This is a genomic window from Planctomycetia bacterium, from assembly GCA_015075745.1.
In the GTDB taxonomy this organism is placed as follows: domain Bacteria; phylum Planctomycetota; class Phycisphaerae; order UBA1845; family UTPLA1; genus UTPLA1.
Map to the genome: position 1 here is coordinate 1,803,233 of JABTTW010000001.1, position 15,749 is coordinate 1,818,981.

The 15,749-nt window shown below is 62.1% G+C and carries 6 protein-coding genes; 4 read left to right on the forward strand and 2 right to left on the reverse strand.

The annotated features are described in order from the left end of the window. Positions 1 to 14 precede the first annotated feature (14 nt). A complete protein-coding gene (locus tag HS101_07125) occupies positions 15 to 1,634 on the reverse strand; it encodes an SPASM domain-containing protein (protein ID MBE7506046.1) in 1,620 nt (539 codons plus the stop codon). After that, positions 1,631 to 3,697 carry a motility associated factor glycosyltransferase family protein gene (locus HS101_07130; GenBank protein MBE7506047.1) on the reverse strand — a complete coding sequence of 689 codons (2,067 nt, stop codon included), beginning with the start codon at positions 3,695 to 3,697 and terminating at the stop codon, positions 1,631 to 1,633. Before HS101_07130 ends, HS101_07125 begins: the two co-directional genes overlap by 4 nt. A gap of 475 nt (positions 3,698 to 4,172) precedes the next feature. Here HS101_07130 and HS101_07135 point away from each other — a divergent pair, with 475 nt between their 5' ends. The 4 genes from HS101_07135 to HS101_07150 all read left to right on the forward strand — a co-directional run bounded on the left by HS101_07135 (position 4,173) and on the right by HS101_07150 (position 15,691). Next, positions 4,173 to 10,730 (forward strand): hypothetical protein, encoded by a 6,558-nt coding sequence (locus HS101_07135; protein ID MBE7506048.1) that lies wholly within the window; start codon positions 4,173 to 4,175, stop codon positions 10,728 to 10,730. 69 nt (positions 10,731 to 10,799) lie between these two features. Then, positions 10,800 to 11,048: a hypothetical protein gene (locus tag HS101_07140; GenBank protein ID MBE7506049.1), complete on the forward strand. Its 249-nt coding sequence runs from the start codon at positions 10,800 to 10,802 to the stop codon at positions 11,046 to 11,048. Between the two features lie 1,207 nt (positions 11,049 to 12,255). Then, positions 12,256 to 13,575, forward strand: coding sequence for an IS1380 family transposase (locus HS101_07145; GenBank protein ID MBE7506050.1), 1,320 nt, complete (start codon positions 12,256 to 12,258; stop codon positions 13,573 to 13,575). A gap of 352 nt (positions 13,576 to 13,927) precedes the next feature. Next, on the forward strand, positions 13,928 to 15,691 hold the full coding sequence (locus tag HS101_07150) for a response regulator (protein ID MBE7506051.1): 1,764 nt from the start codon (positions 13,928 to 13,930) through the stop codon (positions 15,689 to 15,691). Positions 15,692 to 15,749: the final 58 nt, after the last annotated feature.

A 15,749-nucleotide genomic window follows, 5' to 3' on the forward strand; every position in this document is an offset into this window, starting at 1 on the left:
AATCGTGGACGGCGTCAGGGGCGGTGCCACTCGCTGCATCCGCCGCACAGCGGCATCTCGGCGATCTTCTGCGACCGTACGCATTCGAGTCTTGACGAATGCCACGCATCCGACAGGCTCATTTCCGGCAGCCTCCCCGTGGTCTGCAACCCGCGATAATCCTGATCGCACGTCGTTACGCTTCCATCAGCGAGGATCATCATGCGGCTCAAAGTCTGCCGGCAGATGCCGCGCGCCGGCGGCGTCGTCCGCGTCACCGCCCTCGCCGTCCGCTGACCAGCGTAGTCGCTGTGACCGATGATGAGCGACATTCCCAGTCGCCGCTGCCACTTGTCGAAGAACTCCTCCATCTCGTGCACGTTCTCGATGCACTTGGTAAACGACGGCACCACCAGCGGCCGTGCCCGATTCGCCCGGATGCGCCGCTCCAGCCATCGCTCCAGTCGGGCCATAACCTCAGTAAACTTGTCCGCGCCGTGCATGACCTGATACGTTTGCTGCGTGGTCGCATCGAGCGGCAGCTCAATCACATCGACCGGCGTCTCGAACAGCGCATCCTCCGCATCGGCGCTCTCGACGCGCGCGTAGGTTCTCACCGCCAGCGCCGCCGCCCTCGGCCGCAGCATCCGGCAAACCTCCGAAAAGCTCGGATGTACGAGAGGATCACCAAAACCGGCCAACACAACGCGAACGTCATCGCGGTCGCCGATTGCATCGACGATTGCCCGGATGACGTCGAGCTTGATGGGACCGCGCCGGCCGACGGCATCGCCGCTCGGGCGCGCGATCGAATCGCCCGGTAACGACGCATCGGTTGTCAGCTCGATTTCTATTTCCGCGGGAAATGGCAAAACCTCGGAAGCCGCCTGTTCGCAGAGGTACCGGCCGATCCGCTCGGCGCTCCACTCTTCCGCGCCGGCGGCGATAAGCGCGCCGACGCGCTCAACCCCCCGCGAAGTGTCGCATAGCAGCCTTCCGCCTGCCTCGATCACCGCGGCCGGCGCGCGATAGCACGCGTCCTTGCCCGTCAAATCGGCAACCGGTCGATCGGGATTGTACGCCAACAGCAATCCGACCGGCTCATTCGCCAGCGCAATCTCTGCAATCAGACTGCGTCCGAGGATGATTGGTGCGAGGCCCGGCGGCGCTTGCGCAAAAGTCAGGTTCATCTCGTGCCCAAGTTTCTCGTAGTGCTCGATCATCGCGTCGATCAACTGGGCATCCACCAGCGCCGCCGCACCGGGAACGCAAACCACCGCATCGGCCTCGTGTTTCTGGGCCAGCGCCGCCAGCACGGGCAGGTTTATGTCCTCATCAAAAACCGAGAGTGAGCCGACCCCGCCTCGCCACCCATCGACGCCCCACCATCGCCCCGCACGCACCAATTCCTGAAAAGGGCCCGCCTGCAACTGAGCCGTCTCAAGCTGAACACCTAATCCTTCAACAAGCGCCTGAACGCCCCGCGCGTCCTCCGGCGATGCCACGACGAACACCTCATCAATTCGGCGCGCTGCCTTCACCCGCGACAAACATCGCCGAAGCACCGGCACGCCCGCGATCGGCTCGGCGAGTCGGCTTCGCGTGCCCAATGGCGACTGACGAAGATCAGCGATCACCGCCGCGATGAACTTCATGTCGCCCCTCCGATCGCCTCGTCAAACCTCACGACGGACTCCCGAAGAATCCGCTCAAGCAGCGCACAGCCGGATATCAGGTTGTCCATGAACTGCATGTCGCGCGACAACTGCCGCTCGCCCCGATCGCGCATCGCCTGCGTCAACGCCGCCAGCTTGTGATCCGCGGCGATCTTCTGCAACTCGCCGAGCTGAGAAACCTCCCGAACCATCTGAAAGATCAGCTCGTGCCGCTGAACCAGCGTCCGCAGCTCGTCCACGCGCACCAGCCGCGCATTAAAGGCCGCCGGATCGCCCAGCAGTCCCTTCATCTCCAGCAGCAACCCGCGCGTCTCTTCGCAAAGCTCCTTAAACCTCGCCAACTCATCCAGACGTTTCCGCAGCGCCTCCCGCGCCGGCCCTGACTGACCCGCGTCGCGCCAGCGGCTCGCCGCCACGGCAAATCGACCCGGGTCGATCGCCTCGCGGCAGAACTGCTCGGCGGCCTCCCGAAGCGCCATGACCGCCGCGCCGCGCTTCTGCGCTCCGCCCTCCGTGGCGTCGATAATCCTGGCACTCGATTTCGCGAAGTCGCGCTCGAACTGCTCCAGATACGTAAACATCTGCTCGTCGGTGTAGATCTCGCGCCCCTCGATGTCCTTCACCCGCCTCAGGATGGACCGTTGCCGCGCGATCCGCTCCCACTCCTTCATCTCCAGCGTGCCGAAGCGACCCAGCTCCGGCGTCCACGACCGGTGCATCGTGACGCCCGGCGCGTAATAGACGTGCCCGGTGAAACCGAGGTCCTGTCCGATGAAGATGATCGGATCGCAGCCCAGCCACTGCGCGAGGTAATACGCCAGGTGCATGACCGTGGAGCCCGGCTCCATCGGCGTTCGCCGCGCGATATCCGTGCCGATGCATCGATGGGCAAAGTGGTTTTGCAGCAGAATGACTTTCCCCTGCGCCCGGCCCTCGCCCTGGCTCGCAAATGCGTCAATCGCCTGCCACGCCGCCTTTGGCTCGGCCACCAATACGACGTCCTCGGAAATTTCAAGATTCTGAAAAAACTGCTTGGACATCTCGTTGAAGTCCAGCGAGGTCACGAAGTGCGGCCTGATGCCCCGCTCGAGCAGCGGCCGAAGCGTCGTCTGCGCCGCGATGATGACCGCCTTGTCGCGCAAATCGGCGAGTTGATCGATGTTGCGCGCCAGCGAGGGACCCGCCGCGACCAAAATCGCCGGACATCCCGCGAATCGGTTGCGCAGCAAGTCCGGCGGCGGCGTGGAAACATAGGTCGGCAGGTTGTTGGCGATGTTTCGACACGTAATCTCAGCGTTGCGCACAAGCGTCACGAGCGACATCTTGGCGAATGCCGCAAAGTCGAGAATCGCCTGTCGGGCAGCCGTGTGAAAATCGGAATGGTGATCGCGCGAGGCCGGCGGAACCGCGAAGAGCGTACCGAGCATGAGCAGCACGGAGTATTGCGTCAGCCGATCGTGAAGCGTTGACTTGGCCAGAGTCGTCAGAAAGATAACGCGCCCCGACGAAATAGCTGACGAAAGGTCGGTGAACTCTAGCGCCGTCTTAAGCGTGACGAGGTCCGGCTCGCTGACCACAACGAGCGCCTCATCGCCGAACGTCGCCCGCAGCGCGAGCACGTGATACCCCAGCCCCAGCCCGCAAAGCAACAGACACGCGGCCTCCGTTTTCTCCAGATTGCCGCAGAAATCGGCGGCCTCCTTCACCGGGTCATAACGGCTGTGAAGGAAAATCGTCCGGCCGTCCTGCGTCGTCACGCTGGCCGTCAGTGCGCCGGATCGGGACGCCGTAACCGCAAGTCTTGCGTCGGGATCGATGTCGTCGATTTGCTGCGCCAGTCGCGGATCGTGCCGCCACAGCGCCGCCATGTTGGCGAGAAATGTGCGATTGATGTCCATATCAGTCGTCACCCGCGGGATTGTACTCGGAATCCCGGTCGGCAGTTGTATGCCGACGCCGGCCCGGCTTCGAGCGACGCCGCTACGCCGGACTCGGCCGATCGCGGACCAGACGCGCTCCGCCACATCGCGGCTTGGCCGCACTCAAAAAAATCTCTGCCCGGCGAAGACTACCTTGTGCTACACGGACGTCCACCGCTCCACGACCTCGCGCAACACATGCCGAATCGTCATCCTCAACCCTGAAATCGACCCTGGTACTTCCGGCGAAAATGCGGCCTCCGGCAATCCTCGCGCGGGCAACAACCAGGCCTTATCTGCGGGCGGTAAAAGCTTGATACACGACTTCTCGAGTCTTAACTCACGACATCCTAGGGCCGATATCGAAACTGTATCGTTAGGGTAAATGCCCACGATAGGCGGGGTCACAACGGTGAAGACGGGGCTTTCTCATTTTGTTTCTCTTGCGAAAGGCCCGCGCCCATGGCGGAGTGAGAAGCAGTTAGGACTCAGCATCACGCACCATTCGTCAAGCAAAATACTTGGCGCAAAAAATGTGGAACGAAGTGCTCGGGCGCCGGCGCCCATTCGTATCCATTGGGGCAGCTCCCTCCTCGTCATGGCACTCATCACCTCCGTCGCCCAAGCCGCGCCGGGCGTCAGCATCACCCAGTCCGGCGGCACCACGTCGGTCAACGAAACCGGACCGATATCCGACTCCTACACGATCGTCCTCGATGAACTCCCGACGGCCGATGTGGAAATCGTGGTAGACCCTGATGCTCAAACAAGCGTCGGCGCCAGCGCCGGATCGCCGATTTTGCTGACCTTCACAACCGGCAATTGGAACGTCGAGCAGACCGTGACAGTCACGGCGGTCGATGACGCCGTCGTTGAAGGACCGCACACGTCCACGATCGTGCATACCGCGTCCAGCGCCGACGGCAACTACAACGGAATCGCCATCCCCAACGTCGTGGCCAATGTGACCGACAACGACACCGCCGGCGTGGTTATCACCCAGACCGGCATGACGACCGACGTCAACGAAAACGGCCCCACCTCGGACAGCTATGACATCACCCTGTCATCACGCCCGTCGTCCAGCGTCACCATTACCGTCACTGCGGACAGCCAGGTCGATCTGGGATTCGGGCCCGGCGTCAATCAGGTCATTGTCATCAGTCCCGGCACCTGGAGTTTCGCCCGCCAGGTGATCGTGACCGCCGTAGACGACGCCGACCCGGAAGGACCGCACACTTCCATTCTCACGCATACTGCGTCCAGCTCCGACACAAACTACAACGGCATCGCAATCGCAAACGTCACCGTCAACATCACCGACAACGATGCCGCAGGCGTCAGTATTACCCAATCCGGCGGGTCCACGGACGTCAGCGAGCAGGGCGCCACGTCCGACACCTATACGATCGTCCTCGACAAGCAGCCTACGGCCTCGGTCACGATCACCGTGGACCCTGATAATAACACAGACGTTGGCGCCGGAACGGGAACGCCAGTGGACCTGGTCTTTACGACGCTCAACTGGAACGTCTCCCGGCAGGTCACCGTCACCGCCGTGGACGACATGGCCTCAGAAGGTCCGCACATCTCCACCATCACCCACACGGCGGTCAGTGCCGACGCCACCTACAACGGCATCGCCATCGCCAGCGTCCTGGTCAACGTGACCGACAACGATGCCGTCGGTGTGACCATCACGCAAAGCGGCGGAACAACGGCCGTCAGCGAACTCGGCGCAACCTCCGACACCTATACCATCGTCCTGGCCGCACAACCCTCCGCCGACGTCGTCATCACGGTGGACCCCGACCTACAAACCGACTTGGGCGCCGGCGCAGGGACGGCAATCGTCCTCACCTTCACCAGCGCTAATTGGAGTACCCCGCAGACCGTCACCGTCACCGCCGTCGACGACGCCATCGCGGAAGGACCGCACGCATCGACGATTACGCACGCGGCGTCCAGCGCCGACAGCAACTACAACGGCATTGCCATCTCCAATGTCGTCGCCAGTGTCACCGACAACGACACAGCGGGCGTAAGCATCACCCAAAGCGGCGGTGCCACAAACGTAAATGAAACAGGTCCGACGTCCGACTCCTACAACGTCGAACTCGACTCCATGCCGGTCGCCAATGTGACCGTCACCGTCGATCCCGACGCCCAGACCGATCTCGGATCGGGCCCCGGCGTGGCCGTCATGTTGACGTTTACCAACATGACCTGGAACACACCCCAGACCATCACCGTGACCGCCGTCGACGACGCCATCGCCGAGGGGGCCCACACCTCGACGATCACCCACGCCGCGGCAAGCGCCGACTCGAGCTACAACGGCATCGCCATCGTCAACGTCGTCGCCAACGTCACCGACAACGACACGGCAGGCGTCATCATCACCGAATCCGGCGGCTCGACCGACATCAACGAGACCGGGCCCACGTCGGACACCTACACCATCGTGCTCAATTCTGAGCCGACCGCGAACGTCACCATCACCATCGACCCCGACACGCAGACCGACCTGGGAAGCGGCGCCGGCACCGCCGTCAACCGAACGTTTACGAACATGAACTGGAGCACGCCCCAGACCATCACCGTGACGGCTGTCGACGACGCCGTCGCCGAAGATGCGCATACGTCAACCATCACTCACTCCGCCGCGAGCAGTGATTCAGTCTATAACGGTATCACCATCTCCAACGTCGTTGCCAATGTCACCGACAATGACACTGCCGCGGTCAACATCGTCCAAAGCGGCGGCACAACCGATGTCAGCGAGACCGGGCCCACCTCCGACACTTATACCATCGCGCTCAATTCCCAGCCGACAGCGAGCGTTACGATCACGGTCGATCCGGATAATCAGACCAACCTCGGCTCCGGAACGGGCGTCGCAATCAATCTAACATTTACGACAGCCAACTGGAATACAGCGCAGACGGTTACGGTCACGGCCGTTAACGATACGATCGCCGAAGGACCTCATACATCCACCATCACCCACGCCGCCGCCAGCAGCGACGCGAAATACAACGGCATCGCCATCGGCAACCTCGTCGCCAGCGTGACGGACAACGACACTGCAAGCGTCACGATCGTGCAGAGCGGCGGATCAACCAATGTGAACGAGACCGGGCCGACCTCGGACACCTATACCATCGTGCTGACTTCACAGCCCACCGCGAGCGTCACGATCACCATCGATCCCGACCCTCAGACGACCGTGGGCGCCGGCGCCGGCGTTGCCATCACTCGTACGTTTACGACCGTGAACTGGGCCACGACGCAGACCATCACCGTGACCGCCGTCAACGACCTGGTGGCCGAGGGCGCGCACACATCGACCATCGTGCATACCGCGGCAAGCAGCGACACCATGTACAACGGCATCGCCATCACCAATGTCGTGGCCAACGTCACCGACAATGACACCGCAGGCGTCACAGTCACCCAGTCCGGCGGCTCAACCAACGTCAACGAAATGGGGCCGACCTCGGACACCTACACCATCGTCCTGACCTCGCAGCCCACCGCGACCGTCACCATCACCGTTGATCCTGACATTCAAACGGATGTCGGCGCAGGCGCAGGCGTCCCCGTCGACCTCACGTTCACCACCGGCAACTGGAACACGGCGCAAACCGTCACCGTCACCGCCGTCGACGACCTCGCACAGGAAGGACCTCACACCTCCACCATCACCCATACCGCCGCCAGCGCAGACGCCTTCTACAACGCAATCGCCATCGCAAGCGTCACCGCCAACGTCACCGACAATGACATACCCGGCGTCACCATTACTCAGTCAGGCGGCTCCACCGCGGTTAGTGAGACCGGCCCGACCTCGGACACCTACACCATCAACCTCGAATCTCTGCCGACGGCCAATGTCACCATCACCGTCACGCCCAACGCGCAACTAAGTGTCGGAGCCGGCGCCGGCGTGGCGATCAACCTCGTTTTCACCACGGGCAACTGGGCGACGCCCCAGACCGTAACCGCAACCGCGATCGACGACGCCGTCGCAGAGGGCGCCCACACCGGCACAATCACTCACACCGCATCCAGCAGCGACACCGACTACAACGGTTTCGCGATTGCGAATGTCGTCGCCAACATCACCGACAACGACACCGCCAATGTCATCGTTACGCAAAGCGGGGGCAGCACCAGCGTCAACGAATTCGGCCCCACGTCGGACACCTACACCATCGTCCTCCAGTCTCAACCCACCGCCGATGTCACCATCACTGTGGACCCCGACACTCAGACCGACATCGGTGCAGGCGCCGGCACATCCATCGATCTCGTCTTTACGTCGGCGAATTGGAACTCTGCCAGAACCGTCACGGTGACCGCCGTCGATGACGGCGTCCAGGAAGGGCCTCATACTTCCACAATCACCCACACGGCCGCAAGCTCGGACACCAACTACAACGGTTTCGTCATTTCCAATGTGGTCGTCAACGTGACGGATGACGACCTCCCCGGAGTCACCGTCAGTCAAAGCGGCGGCACGACCAACATCGCCGAAACCGGCCCGACATCGGACACCTACACACTGACACTCGATTCCCAGCCCTCCGCCGATGTGGTCATCACGGTCCAGCCCGATGCACAAAGCGACCTGGGCAGCGGCGCGGGCGTCGCCATCATGCTGACGTTTACCGCGGCAAACTGGAACATGCCGCAGACAGTCACGGTCACGGCGGTCGAAGACGCAGTCGCCGAGGGCGCCCACACCTCAACGATCACCCATACTGCGGCCAGCGCCGACGGAAGCTACGACGGAATCAGTATCTCAAACGTGGTGGCCAACATCACCGACAACGACACTGTCGGCGCGACCGTCGTCCAAAGCGGCGGCTCCACCGCAATCAGCGAGACAGGGCCGACCTCGGACACCTACACGATTGTCCTGAACTCCCGACCGACCGCCGTCGTCAACGTCACGGTCACGCCTGATAGTCAATCGGATCTCGGCGCCGGCGCTGCGACCGCCGTCGTCCTCATGTTTGACACCTCCGACTGGAGCACGCCCCAGACGGTCACCGTCACGGCCGTGGACGACTTCGTCGCCGAAGGGCCGCACACGTCGACCATCTCGCACACCTTCGCCAGCAGCGACACAGGCTACAACGGCCTCAGCATCGCCAATGTCGTCGCCAACGTCACCGACAACGACACTGTCGGCATCGTCATCACCCAGAGCGGCGGCTCAACGGCCGTCAGCGAAACCGGCCCCACCTCGGACTCCTACACCGTCGTCCTCAACTCGCAACCGACCGCAAACGTAACGGTGACGGTCGATCCCGATGCACAAACCAACGTCGGCGCCGGTTCGGGTGCACCGATTGCCCTTTCGTTCACAACTGCAAACTGGAGCACGCCCCAGACCGTGATCGTCACGGCCGTCGATGATGCCGTGGCCGAGGGAACCCACAACTCGACCATCACCCACATCGCCGCCAGCGCCGACAGCGGCTACAACGGCCTGACCGGCGCAAATGTCATTGCCTCGATCACCGACAACGATACGGCGGGCGTGAATGTCCAAATCTCCGGCGGCACCACCGTCATCAGCGAAACCGGCCCGACCTCCGACACCTACACCCTCGTCCTCAACTCGCAACCCACCGCCGATGTGACCATCACCGTGACGCCCGACAGTCAGTCCAGCGTCGGCGCTGGCGCCGGTGTCGCAGTCAATCGAGTCTTCAATGCCGGCAACTGGAACGTGGCTCAGACCGTGGTCATCACCGCGATCGACGACGCCGCGCCCGAAGGCCCCCACACGTCCGTGATCACCCACTCGGCGGCCAGCGCCGACGGCAACTACAACGGAATTGCCATTTTAAATGTCACCGCCGATGTGCAGGACAACGATCTCGACGGCACAACGATCGACCAGACAGCCGGCTCGACCGCCGTCAGCGAAACCGGGCCGACCTCAGACTCCTACACGATCGTCCTCGACTCCGGCCCCACCGCCGACGTCACCATCACAATCGATACAGACACTCAACTGGACCTCGGCGCCGGACCAGGCGTGCCGATTAACATCACGTTCACAACGATGAACTGGAGCGCCCCGCGCACGGTCGTCGTGACCGCCGTCGATGATGCGCTGCCGGAAGGACCTCACACCTCCAACATCACCCATACCGCCGCCAGCGGCGATCCCGACTACAACGGATCCTCCATCCCCGACATCGTCGTCAGCATCACGGACAATGACATTTCCGGCGTAACGATCGTCCAGACCGGCGGCGGCACGGCCGTCAGCGAAGCAGGCCCAAGTTCCGATACATATACTCTCGTCCTCGACTCCCAACCGACGGCCACCGTCAACGTCACCGTCACGCCCGACAACCAGAGCACCGTGGGCGCGGGGCCCGGCACGGCGATCATGCTCGTGTTCTCAACCGCAAACTGGAGTACGCCGCAAACCGTTACCGTCACGGCCGTCGACGATGCCGTCGCCGAAGGCCTGCACTCGACGACCATCGCCCACTCCGTCGCCAGCGCGGACGCCGACTACAACGGCATGACCGTCTCGAGCCTCGTCGCCATCGTCACGGATAACGACACCGTCGGACTCTCCATCACACAAACCGGTGGCTCAACCGATGTCCATGAAGAAGGGGCGACGTCGGACTCATACACCATCGCGCTCACCTCTCAGCCCACGGCCGATGTAACGGTGACAATCACCCCGGACCTGCAAACCAGCATCGGCTCGGGCGCAGGAGTTGCGCGGGGAATCACCTTTAATGCCGCCAACTGGAATGTCCCCCAGGAAGTGACTGTCACCGCAATCAACGACACCGTCGCAGAAGGGCCACACGTCTCAATTATCGGTCATGCCATCGCCAGCCTGGATTCAGCTTACAACTCCCTGCAGGTCCAATATCTCCTCGTGCACATCGTCGATGACGATATACATGATGAGAAAGCAGGTGGCGGCGGCGACGGCGAGGACGATGTTTACACGGAAATCACGACGGTCACCCTCCGGCGCATGACCCCATGCGGAGTCCTGAGTACAGCGCCGACCCTCTTCGGTTTCATGTCGCTCTGCTTCCTGCGATCCGCTTCCGCTCGACGTCGAAGACGCGCGCCGGTCGCGAATCATCAAGTCGGCGCCTGACCGTCGCCCAGTGCGGCGCAGTGATGTCCGCACTCTTCAACGGTGGCGAATCGATCACGGAGTGACACCATGCGTAAGCCTTCCAATAAATGGATCCAAGTCGTCTGCGTCGTTGCGCTCCTCTCGCCCACCGCCGGATGTGAATCAATCACCTCGATCCTGAGTTCCATCTCGCCGCCCCCCATCGTCGGTGTCTCGCTCGGCGTCGGTTCGCTGATCGGCTTCCTCATCGCCGACAACGCCCCCATCGAAGCCAGCGTTCAAAAAACCTGCTACCTCAACGGAGAGACAATCGACTGCTCCGAAGTGCCAAAGTAACGCCCCAGGCCGCTCCCACGGGCGCCCCACCCATCTGCCCGGCCCCACCAAGAACCGCCTAAAAAATAATCAGTATTCCCTGGCGTCGCTCGCCCCTCCCTTTCGCTTCTTTGTTGCGGACGACCAACTCGTCCAGCAAAGAAGACTTCCAGAATCACTGTGGCATTCCTCCAATTCTGCGACCCCGTTATCGACCTCGTTAACCTCGTCGAGTTCCTCGTCTTCGCCCTCCCCGTCAACGGCCTCGCAGCCATGATGCCCCTCATGCCGGCCGCCTGCGCCTGCGCCCGGTCGCGCCCACGAAGAAATCCGCGCGCACGATGAGCAAGTGTAGTTAGCGAGGAGACCACCCCCTCATGCACCGCGCAGGTTCAATCTCATCGCTGAACCCACCCAGCACCTCGCGCCCCGCGCCGCAGTTGCATTCTCCCTGTCCCGTACGCGCCTACAGCCTCCCCAATTTCGACGTTTCGACTTTTCGACGTTTCTGCCCAAAAACCACCCAAATCGCGAGCCGCCCCAACCCAAGCCCGCCACAGCACTTGCCACCATCCCCCAAAACTTTTTTCGCCTATTGTCACTTTCGAACTTGCAGCACTTACGCGCGATCAACGAAGCGGCTTGCCGTTTGGCGACGGCCCACGAGCGGCCCCTGCATCGCCCTGTGTTACCACTCTTGCAGCAATCTCTCAGCCCCTCATCACCCCAGGCCGCAGGCCGCAGGTCCCCCAAATTTCGACGTTTCGATTTTTGGACGTTTCCACCGAGAAAACCACCCAAATCGCGCATCACCCCAACACATGCCCGCCGCAGGACTTGCAAACGAAAAAATTCGCGTGTGTCACCATATGTCACCTACGATTTTGCTCGACTTACGCGCAGGCAGCGCCACTGCCTCCACCCTCAACACCTCGGCCCCTCGGTCCCTCGGCCCCATCTCGCACTTTATGTCACCTTCGGCTTTGCGCGACCTTCGAACACGATCAGTGCCCGCGCTGGTGCAGAATCACTCATATCCCGGCCTCCCGATAATTGCCCGGCCGGTGTCGCCGACAAAAGGCCGGCTCCTCATAGCCCGAATATTTCATCAGGTCGGCGTTGAATAGGAATAGAAAAAGCCTCGAAGCCCTGTAGACTGGGGTTTCGTAAGAACATTCCGGTCCATAGGCAGGGAGGCTTTTTCGTGACAGACTGTAACAGCAAACCGATGTTCTTTTCCAGTCTCGGCCGCAAGAAAATCGTGGCCGATTTCACAGGCGGAACGCTCACCTCAGACGCCGGGGGTCTGCTGCTTCGGGAGGTCGAGCGGCGTCTGGGCCTGGTCGATCAACTGGCCGGGGTCATCAACGACCCGCGTGATCCGGCCCGAATTCAACATGACCAGCGGGTCATGCTGGCCCAGCGCATCTTTGCCATTGCGATGGGCTACGAAGATCTCAACGACCATCAAGCCCTGCGGAGCGATCCCGTGCTGGCGGTCCTGACCGGGCGGCCGCCGAGCGCGGATGAGCCGCTGGCCAGCAGTCCGACCTTGTGCCGGCTGGAGAACCGCGTCACGCGCGGCGACCTGGCACGAATGTCGCGTGTGCTGGTGGAGCAGTTCATCGCGTCCTATGAATCGCCGCCGGAGGAATTGATCCTCGACTTCGACGCGACCGACGATCCGATCCACGGCAACCAGGAAGGCCGCTTCTTCCACGGCTATTACGACCACCACTGCTTCCTACCGCTGTATGTGTTCTGCGGCTCGCGGCTGCTGGTCTCCTACCTGCGGCCCAGCAACATCGACGGGGCCCATCACGCCTGGCCCATCCTGAAGCTGCTGGTGCAGCGCTTGCGACAGGCGTGGCCCGGGGTGCGGATCATCGTCCGCGGGGATTCCGGCTTCTGCCGCCGGCGAATGATGAAATGGTGCGACCGGCACGGCGTCAAGTACGTGCTGGGCCTGGCCCGCAACACCGTCCTGGAGAAAGCGGCCGAGTCCTTCATGCAGGCGGCCGAGGCCCAGTTCGCCACCACGCAGCAGAAGGTGCGGAACTTCCACGAGATCGAGTACGCGGCGCAGACCTGGGATCGCCCGCGCCGCGTGATCGTCAAGGCCGAGCGGCTGGTTCAGGGGCCCAACGTTCGATTCGTGGTGACCAACCTGACCGACCGCACGCCGAACGATATCTACGACGGTCTGTACACGGCCCGCGGCGACATGGAGAACCGCATCAAGGAGCAGCAGCTCGGGCTCTTCGCCGATCGCACCAGTTGCCACGCCTTCCTGGCCAATCAGTTCCGGCTGCTGTTGTCCTCGGCGGCCTACGTCCTGGTGGAAACGCTGCGCCGCACGGCCCTGGCCGGCACCGAACTGGCCGAGGCCCAGGTGAACACCATTCGCCTGAAACTCCTCAAGGTCGCCGCGCGGGTGGTCGTCTCCGTGCGCCGCGTCGTACTGCGACTGTCGAGCAGCTGCCCCCTGCAGGACCTGTGGCGATCCCTGGTTCCACGACTCCGCCTGATCCCGCCCGCCCCATCATGACCCGAAAAACAACCTGATCACCGCTTGGGGGTAAGGGGGCCCTGCGCGCTCCAACCTCCACCTTCATCCCTCCGCTCACGCACAAAGCCGAAAAACTCCGTCCATCACCATTCGAAGATCACTGATGAAATATGCGGGATAGCTGGATTTTTCCGCCTCCATGTCCGATACCAATCCAGGGGCCGGAGCCGGGCCCCCCTCACGAACTTGGGCCGCCTGCAATCACGACGACCCGGCTTCGATGTTCACGACGCGAAATGCACCTGCGCCGTGCATCGACAAGATCAAATCAATCAGCAAGCGTCTTTCGGGGTCGGCGCTCGCCCCGGCTTGGGCCGGAAGGAGACCGTCAATGAAGACGATTCTGGTTGCAGAAGACAATGCGATATGTCGGGAGCCGATCGCCGCCACATTGCGCCTGAACCACTACCAGACTCTGGAGGCCTCGAATGGCGCCGAAGCGCTTCGACTCGTCCTGGAAAATCAGCCGGACTTGATACTGCTCGATCTGTCGATGCCGGTCATGGATGGCCTCACATTCCTCGGAAAACTGCGCGAAGCCGACGTGACTCCAAAGACCCCCGTGATCGTATTGACCGCAACGACCGATCGGGATGCCGTCTTGCAGGCAGCCCAGATGGGAGTTTCCAGCTTTCTGCTCAAGTCCAATTTCTCAAACGCGGAGCTGATCGCCCGGGTACATTCGATCCTGGGCGCGACTGAGCCGGATGCCATCGAGCAGGCATCGGCGTCGCAGGTACCCTCCAAGTCGAAAGCTGCCTCTGCCACAAAGACTGCCCAGCCTCGCGCGGACGCGACCAGCGCCCCGGCCGCGGCCACGACCCGCGGCCTGACGAAAGCTCAGGTCCTTGCCCGACTCAATCAGGAGATCGACCTGCGCTCCATCAAACCCATTCTCGAATACGTCATCGCGCTCACCCGAAGCGGTACCAGCACGCTTGACGATATTGCGGCAGCCATCAGGCAGGATCAGGCCCTGTCCCTGAAAGTCCTTCGCGTGGCCAACTCGAGCTTCTATCAACGGGGCAAAGTCGCCAAGAACCTGGTGGAAGCAACCCAGCGAATCGGCTTGACGGCCGTTCGAAACGCGGTCATTGCCATTCTTTCAATCGAGCACTTTGATCAGGCGACCGGGGCCGGCCTCATCCCGCAGCGGTTTTGGGAGCATTCACTCGCGACCGGAATGCTGGCCGAGATGATCGGCGAAGAGACCAGCCAGGCCAACGCCGATCAATTGTTCCTGGCCGGTCTGCTTCATGATGTGGGCCGAATGGTGCTGGGCACCATTTTTCAAAATGAGTATTCCGCGGTGATCGCAAAATCCCGGGACACGGGAATGGACCTGGAAGCCGTGGAGATGGAGACCTTCGAGGTCAGCCACGCCGATGCCACCCGCGCCCTGCTGAAGCACTGGAGTATTTCGCCGTCGATCATCGAAGCCGCATCCCTTCACGGAGCGCCGATTGAGCAGCATCGCAATTCGAAGGATGACGCCAAAGGCCTCATGGCCGTGGCGCTGGCTAACCGGATGGCCCATGCCCTCATCGCGGGCGGCAGCGGCAATACGCAACTGCTTCCCTACCATGAATTCGCGTCGGAGTTGGGCCTCGACCATGTCGCCATCGAAAGACTCGCAGCCGCCGCCCTTTCGAAGTTGACGGACATCCAGCTCTTTTACGCCGCGCAGTCCAGCGAGAACTTCGGCGACTCGCTGGGCAGCGAGTTGGCAAGCTGCGCCAAGACCGCGCCTCGCGTCGTCGTCCTGGGATCAGACGCCCCGGGCGACCCGTACTCACTGTTCTTCAATCAGCTCGGTTGGCTCAAGCCTGAACAACCCACCGTGGCCATCGTCCTGGCTCGAACCCAGCTCGATCTGAAACGTTATGTCACGGCGCTGAAAAAGCTGGACTCAACTGACCGCGGAGTTATTCCGCTGGTCGTTGCGACGTTTGGACAGGACCTGGAGATTCCCCCGGAAATCTCGAGCAATCGCCCCACCGAGACCATCTCGCTGCCCTGCGATTACTCTCATCTCGTGGACACGGTCACCCGATGCAGCGCGGCGGCCTTGGAGGAACTTGCCGCGCCAATCTAGCCCGGATATTTCATCAGGTCGGCGTTGAATAGGAAAAGAAAAAGCCTCGAAGCCTTGT

Bases quoted from the DNA above. Each gene is read 5' to 3' on its own strand.
- HS101_07125 (MBE7506046.1), bottom strand. From the start codon at position 1,634: ATGAAGTTCATCGCGGCGGTGATCGCTGATCTTCGTCAGTCGCCATTG.
- HS101_07135 (MBE7506048.1), top strand. From the start codon at position 4,173: ATGGCACTCATCACCTCCGTCGCCCAAGCCGCGCCGGGCGTCAGCATC.
- HS101_07140 (MBE7506049.1), top strand. From the start codon at position 10,800: ATGCGTAAGCCTTCCAATAAATGGATCCAAGTCGTCTGCGTCGTTGCG.
- HS101_07145 (MBE7506050.1), top strand. From the start codon at position 12,256: ATGTTCTTTTCCAGTCTCGGCCGCAAGAAAATCGTGGCCGATTTCACA.
- HS101_07150 (MBE7506051.1), top strand. From the start codon at position 13,928: ATGAAGACGATTCTGGTTGCAGAAGACAATGCGATATGTCGGGAGCCG.